A 6,995-nucleotide genomic window follows, 5' to 3' on the forward strand; every position below is an offset into this window, starting at 1 on the left:
TCTTTGACGCACCTCTGCTCACAGCTGCAGCTGTTGAAGCTCTCATTCCCGTCACTTGACACTTGTCTCGTAACACCCATATCACAGGCGGCGGTTCATTGTGGACCGCCGTTTGCTATGGGTTTCATTTTTGTTATAGGAGTTACTAATTATGGAAATAAAAAACGTTATGGGCGCGCAGGATGTATGGACTATGGTGTCCCTCCTGCAGAAGATTGATATTGTCGGTCTGATCGACAGTATGACAGAAGATGACAAGAAGGTATTCAGCTATCAGCCGCCTATGAAGATGAATGGCGGAAAGCTGGTACCGAAGACTTTGAAAGAATACACCGAAGGCGAGCGCAGGGCGCTGGATAAGTACAACATCAACCAGTATTCCTTCGCTATGAAGGCCATCGGTTTTCTCGTACAGAACATAGATAAATGCAAGGACGATGTTAACAAGATCCTTGCTTCAGCATGTGGCGTGGAACCTGACGAGATCGCCAACATGCAGGACGGTGTGGAATATATCAGACTCCTTCGAGATTTCCTTACAAGGGAGACAACGAGGGATTTTTTCTCGGAAGCATGGTCATTGCTCAGTGGAATGACGCCCAGCTTGGGGAATGCTTTAGGAGATATCAAGACCCCGGGCGAGTCTTCCAAGTAAAACTTGACCTCGGAGGCTTTTGCGACTTCACGCTCTGGTTATCACGCGACATGATGCTGATCCAGGGCATGAAGGACGCTCTTTTTAATTTGCTATTGAATAGAGGTAAAGAAGATGGCTGACGACATCAAGAAAGTAGGCATACAGTTTACTGCAGAAGGTGCAGTAGATTTCCAGAAGAGCTTGCAGAGCGTTTCACAAGCGTCGAAGTCTGCTTATACGGATCTCAAGCTCGCGCAGAGCCAGTATGATTCCAACACGTCAGCTGTTCAGAAGCTGACAGACAGCCAGAAGTATCTCGCATCTCAGACAGAGGCTTATTCGAGTAAGGTTCAGATCCTGACTCAGCAGCTCGAAGAGATGAAGAAAGACGAGAACACGAGCCAGGAAGCAATAGCAAAGAAGGAAGACGAACTTAAGAAGGCCCAGACGAAGCTCAATCAGTATGAAGCTTCCTTGAAAGAGGTCAACGCTGCCTTGAAGTCCGGTTCTGCTGCTATGAAGGAACTCGGCGAGGCAGTCACTAAGGTCGGCGACAACATGCAGAAGGCCGGCACTGCGATGAGCAAGTATGTCACTGCTCCAATCGTAGCCGGTGCAGCTGCTTCCGTTAAGGCATGGAAAGACGTTGATGCTGCGTATGATACCATCATCAAGAAGACAGGCGCCACAGGCGAAGCAGCTCTGGAGCTGCAGGGCATCTGTGAAGACCTGGCTACTTCCATTCCCACTTCGTTTGAAGAAGCAGCCGATGCTGTCGGCGAAGTAAATACAAGATTTGATGTCACCGGAGATAAGCTGCAGGAGCTCTCCGGTGATTTTATTAAATTCGCGCAAGTAAACGGTACATCTGTATCGACTTCAATAGATAAAGTACAGTCTGCCATGACTGCCTTTGGCCTGTCTGCAGACGACGCGGGAAAATTCCTTGATACTTTGACTGCAGCATCTCAGAGCACCGGTGTCTCCGTAGACCAGTTAGCTTCTGACATGATGAGCAACTCTGCAGCACTTAAGGAGATGGGTTATTCCGCTTCCGATGCTGCTCTGTTCCTGGCTAACCTGAACAAGAGCGGTATTGATTCGTCTGCAGTCATGGCAGGCCTTAAGAAAGCCTTCGTCAACGCCACCAAGGACGGCAAGACGATGGAAGAGGCTATCGCAGAACTCCAGCAGGAGATGGCTTCTGCAGAAACTGATACAGAAGCAATGCAGAAGGCTATAGAGCTCTTCGGTAACAAGGCCGGTCCTGCGATCGCTGCAGCATGTGCAGAAGGCAGGCTGTCATTTGACGAGCTCGGAACCTCTATGGAGGACTTCGCGGGCACTCTGGATTCAACATTTGAAGAGACCATCTCACCTATAGATAATCTCAAGCAGGCTCTAAACAACCTCAAGCTCGTAGGTTATGACCTCGTTGAGACGATGGGACCGTCCATTACTAAAGTGGTCGAGACCGTCTCTGACAAGATAGAGAAGTTCAGGAAAGGCTGGGAAGGCCTCAGCCCGGAAATGCAGAATACTATTCTTAAGATCGCAGGCGTCGCAGCTGCTATCGGTCCTATGCTCTTAGGTCTCGGCAAAGTCACGAGCGGAGTAGGCGGATTGATATCCAAGGCGGGCGGACTTGCAGGCATACTCGGAGAGAAAGGTCTCGGAGGTATCTTCGGAGGTCTGACAGGCAAGATAGGCATAATAATTGCCGTGATCGCTGCATTGGCTGCAGCGTTTGCACACTTGTGGAACACGAATGAGGACTTCCGGAACTCGATAACCGAGACCATCGCAACGCTGAAAGAGAACCTTGAACCCATCATCAAGCAGATCGGCGAGACCGTCTCCGGTTGGATCCCTCAGATAATGAATCTGGTCCAGGAGCTCATGAACGCCCTGGCACCTATTTTTTCTGAGCTGGTGAGCCTGCTCGGACAGATCCTGCCTCCGATCCTGCAGTTCATTTCCGATGCCCTGATAGCCCTCACGCCTATAATAAATGACGTTTTCGGCATAATTATCCAGCTTCTGCCTATAATCTCGCAGTTGATCCAGGCATTCTTCCCCATTTTTGAGACCTTGTTCTCACTCTTGGGCGAGCTGTTGCCCGTCGTTTCAACCTTGATCTCAAGCATCCTGGAAGCCATTGAGCCGCTTCTTCCTCTGATAGGAAGTCTCCTGTCAGGCATCCTGACAGCCGTGACCGAGGTTGTAAAATTCCTTGAACCTTTCATCTCTGCCTTCCTTGAGATCATCATAGGCGGCGTGACCGGTCTTATTGAATTTTTGACCCCTGCCATAAAGGTTTTCCTTGAGGTCATTGTCGGCGGCATAGTCGGATTCATAAATCTGGTCATTACAGCCTTCACCACGTTTGGAGACAACTGCAAGACCATCTGGAACGCCATCAAGGACGCTATCAGCACCGTCGTAAACAACGTGAAGGAAAAGGTCACAACGACCTTCAACAACGTCAAAACGGCCGTCACGACCGTCTTTGAAGCAGTCAAGACAACCGTCACTAAGATCTGGAACGGCATCAAGGATGCCATCGTCAAGCCGGTTGAGGCAGCCAAGGATAAGGTCAAGAGCATCATTGAAGCCATCAAAGGCTTCTTCAGCGGCGCCAAGTTTGAGTGGCCGAAGATGAAGCTTCCGCACTTTGCCATCTCTCCTTCAGGCTGGAAGGTTTCAGACCTCCTGCAGGGATCCATTCCGAAGCTCTCTGTTGAGTGGTATGCGAAGGCCATGAACGCTGCGCGCATCCTCCGAGGTCCTACGATCTTCGGCGAGCAGAACGGACAGCTCCTGGCAGGCGGCGAAGCTGGTCCCGAGGTTATTACTGGTGAACAGCACCTCTACAACATGATCCGCGAGGCTTCACGTGGCGAGACAGTCATCAACAACACATTCAATATTTACGCACAGCCCGGAATGAACATTCAGGAGCTGGCAAAGCAACTCGAGGAATACATCACAGAAAGCCTTAAAAGTAAGGAGCTTGGATTAGCATGATTAAGAAAGATTTATTCACATTCAATGGCGAGACATCTTCAGATCATGGTCTGATGCTCGAACAGGCAGATATCTTTCCGGCACCCGTTAGAAAGAGAACAGTCCTCACCATTCCCGGAAGAAGCGAAAAGGTCATCCAGGACGGCGGATGCTGGGAGAACGTCTCACTGAAGTACACAGTCTCGTTGAGGCGCGATCTCCCGGAACGCTGGATGGATGTTCTGACATGGCTCTCAATGCCTGAAGGTTACGTCAGACTTGAGAACTCCATTCAGCCTGAACACTTCAGGCTCGCATATTACGAGGGCGGAATTGACGTTAAGCAGCTCCGCACCTTCAAAGCAGCCAGAACGAACATCACGTTCAAGGCTCGTGCAGAGCTCTTCCTGAAGGACGGTGAGATCCCTACCACTATCACAAGAGGTTCAGCTTCAAGCGTGACATCTTCCCTCCTGAACCCGACCGCGTATGAAGCAATGCCTCTCATTAAGGTTATGGGTACCGGTTCCGGTACCCTGACCATTCAGGGGCAGACAATGAACATCACTGACCTCGTCGACTATGTCTACATAGACAGTGAGCAGCAGGATGTTTACCGCCTGCCTTCAGAAAACAGAAACTCTCTGGCAAGCGGAGTGTTCCCCAAGCTCCTGCCCGGTGATAACAGCATCACGATATCAGGCTTCACGAGCGTGGAGATCATTCCGAGATTCTATACACTTTAAGAGGAAAATAACATGGCATATCCCATCCTTTACGCGTCAATAGTACCCGGCACGGTCCCTTCAGACTATGGTCTGGGCGTATTGGCTCCGATCAGCTGCACAGTTGAGGAAACGCGCAACGGTATATATGAACTCGAGATGGTATATCCGGCAAACGGAATCCACGCCTCCGAGATAGCAACAAGACGTCTGCTGAAGGTCAAACCGAATTTCACTGACGATCCTCAGCTGTTCAGGATCTATAAGGTGGGAAAGACACTTGCAGGACAGTTCACCGTAAAAGCACGTCATATCTCTTACGGATTGAATGACCTGTCTATCACTTCCGGTACTGCAGCAAACATCATACTGGCTATGCAGCTCCTGCAGGCATCCGCTCCCGGATATACATTCACTACTGATAAGAGCAACGCAGGAAACTTCAAGATCACTGAACCGTCTTCAGTCAGGTCATGGCTTGCCGGGAAAGAAGGTTCCATTCTTGATGTTTACGGTACCGGAGAATATCACTTTGACAACTTCAACATAGAGCTGAAGCTGCACAGAGGCGTTACCACACCGAGAACGACTATCAGGTATGGAAAGAACCTCATGCAGCTGTCACAGGAACTCTCTTCAGAGAACCTCGCAACATCTGTCCAGGCATACTATAAAGGGAACGACGACACTGTTGTTCTGGGTACCGAGATCTCTACAGGTCTTACGCTTGATGCTCCTGTTAAGAAGCTCCTCGATTGCTCAAGTGAGTTCCAGGAAGCTCCATCAGTTGCAGACCTTGATTCTATCACCACGACGTATATCAGCAACAACGAGCTGACGGTACCTACAAATAACATCACGCTGGACTTCGCACAGATCGGACAGCTGAAAGACCGCGTGGATCTCTGTGACATGGTAAATATCTACTATGAAGCATACGGCATCACAGTGAGCGCCAAGTGTATCAGAACCAAGTGGGACTGCATCGAGGAGCGCTACATTGAGACAGAGTTCGGAGATGCAAAGTCCGGACTGTCTGACGTTCTCTCAAACGGACAGGCTGAGATCAAGAAAGAGATCACACAGAGCTACAAGGAAGCAAAGGCCTACACTGATGCTGTCAAGGAAACTCTGGACGAAGATATTGAAGATCTGCAGAACCAGATCGACGGAAATATCACGACCTGGTATTACGACTACGCTCCTGCACTCGACAACGAGCCTGCGAGCGAATGGACTACAGACGAAGAGAAAGAAAAACACGCAGGCGACCTGTTCTTTGATAACACGACACAGTTCTGTTACAGATGGACATACGAGGATGATGCGTGGACTTGGACTCTTATCCAGGACACGGGCATCGCTGAAGCTCTTGCAGCTGCACAGGCAGCGCAGGACACAGCTGACCACAAACGACGTGTCTTTATATCAACACCTATTCCGCCGTATGACGTCGGTGATCTCTGGACGGATCAGGATAACCTTTATTACTGCCACACAGCCAAGGCTGAAGGTGAAAACTTTGAGAACTCTGACTGGGGACTGGCGGTTAATAAAGTCACTGCATCTGTTATGGAAGCAGCCATCAGGAACGCCACCGAGCTCATAACGGGCAATCTCGGAGGATATGTCATCCTTCACGACTCAAACGGCGACGGACAACCGGATGAACTGCTCATCATGGACACTGATGATATACAGACTGCGACGCGTGTCTGGAGATGGAACCAGAACGGCCTCGGGTACTCGAATCAGGGATATGATCCCGCGAGCTTCGAGATCGCGATCACCTCACAGGGCGAGATCGTGGCAGATTTCATCACGACAGGAACACTCTCGGCAGACCTTATCAAGGGCGGCATCCTGCAGCTTGGCTCTAACCTGAACCAGAACGGAACGCTTCAGGTCTATGACGAAGCGAACTCACTGATCGCGCAGCTGGATAACAACGGCCTGCGGATGTTCGGCGTGGACGGTTTCTACATCGTAGTAAATACGACAGACGGCTTTGCCGGATATGATGCACAGAATAACAGACTGTTCTGGGTAAATGAAGACGAGTTCCATCAGAAAAAGTCCGTAATAGAAGAAGAGATAACACTTTGTAACAAGCTGAGATTCGTACCTATTGAGGTCTACGATTCCAACAACAACCTTGTCAATGACGGCATCGGCTTGGTAAGCGTGGTATAAGGAGGAAAACAAAAATGGCAACAAGCCCGTATTTCTCTACATCTAACCAGTATATCAAGTACGATATCCATGTAGACGAGATCTCTACGGACATAACGAATAATACGTCGTATATCCATGTCTGGGTAATAGCCTGGAGAACGAATACCGGTTATACGACATACGGATCCGGTACCTGTTACTGCACAGTAAACGGTACAAGCTACTCGCAGAGCATTGGTCCGTCACAGAAGATAGAATATGAGAGTGATACAGTCCTTTTTGACAAATATCTCACGATTTCTCATGATTCTGACGGTAAAAAGAGCATTTATGTAGATGCGAAGATCTCTCACGACAGATTCAGTTCATCCTACAATGGATTTACTGTAACGCTGACGAACATTCCGAGAAAAGCAACCATCACGAATGCTCCAGACTTCAACGACACGTCA

General features: G+C 49.4%; 5 protein-coding genes. All 5 read left to right on the forward strand.

Annotated elements, in window-relative coordinates; translation table 11 throughout:
• Positions 1 to 151: 151 nt before the first annotated feature.
• Positions 152 to 655: a hypothetical protein gene (locus ACMUOV_RS08450; RefSeq protein WP_413854702.1), complete on the forward strand. Its 504-nt coding sequence runs from the start codon at positions 152 to 154 to the stop codon at positions 653 to 655.
• A gap of 114 nt (positions 656 to 769) precedes the next feature.
• On the forward strand, positions 770 to 3,664 hold the full coding sequence (locus tag ACMUOV_RS08455) for a phage tail tape measure protein (RefSeq protein ID WP_413854703.1): 2,895 nt from the start codon (positions 770 to 772) through the stop codon (positions 3,662 to 3,664).
• Positions 3,661 to 4,389: a hypothetical protein gene (locus ACMUOV_RS08460; protein ID WP_413854704.1), complete on the forward strand. Its 729-nt coding sequence runs from the start codon at positions 3,661 to 3,663 to the stop codon at positions 4,387 to 4,389. The genes ACMUOV_RS08455 and ACMUOV_RS08460 overlap by 4 nt, the downstream gene beginning before the upstream one ends.
• A gap of 12 nt (positions 4,390 to 4,401) precedes the next feature.
• A complete protein-coding gene (locus ACMUOV_RS08465) occupies positions 4,402 to 6,561 on the forward strand; it encodes a phage tail spike protein (protein WP_413854705.1) in 2,160 nt (719 codons plus the stop codon).
• Between the two features lie 14 nt (positions 6,562 to 6,575).
• On the forward strand, positions 6,576 to 6,995 hold a 420-nt coding region (locus tag ACMUOV_RS08470), incomplete at its 3' end, for a DUF859 family phage minor structural protein (RefSeq protein WP_413854706.1).

Source organism: Candidatus Ruminimicrobium bovinum, assembly GCF_902760015.1.
In the GTDB taxonomy this organism is placed as follows: domain Bacteria; phylum Elusimicrobiota; class Endomicrobiia; order Endomicrobiales; family Endomicrobiaceae; genus Ruminimicrobium; species Ruminimicrobium bovinum.